Genomic DNA, 370 nt, shown 5'->3' with positions numbered 1-370 from the left:
CGGGGAGACACAAAAGAATCCGGCAGCCCGGAGCATTCCGGAACACCGACACATACACCGGCCCTGATCAGCGGGCATACCCAAACCCGAGGAAGAACCCCATTTAGCCTTCCAGAGCCTTACTTCTGACATGCTTATCCAAATATACAAAAAACCGTAAATACATATTTACGGTTTTTATAAACTCCCCGAGTTGGGCTCGAACCAACAACCCTTCGGTTAACAGCCGAATGCTCTACCATTGAGCTATCGAGGATCATATGCAATTAACATGTACCTTCAAAACTACACACTGTAAAATCTTTTTCCATCCGTTCGGTTCTCTTCCAAACCTCTAATCTCAAACCTTCAGACCATTCTGGTCAAGCCC

The 370-nt window shown here is 46.2% G+C and carries 1 tRNA gene; it reads right to left on the bottom strand.

The window, feature by feature from the left end:
* Positions 1–184 precede the first annotated feature (184 nt).
* Positions 185–256: transfer RNA gene (locus tag KTH89_RS24750), tRNA-Asn, on the bottom strand.
* Positions 257–370: the final 114 nt, after the last annotated feature.

It is taken from the genome of Diplocloster agilis (assembly GCF_019042275.1).
GTDB lineage: Bacteria > Bacillota > Clostridia > Lachnospirales > Lachnospiraceae > Diplocloster > Diplocloster agilis.
Note: the sequence above shows the minus strand (reverse complement) of the source record. Positions and strands in the feature narration are given on the sequence as shown.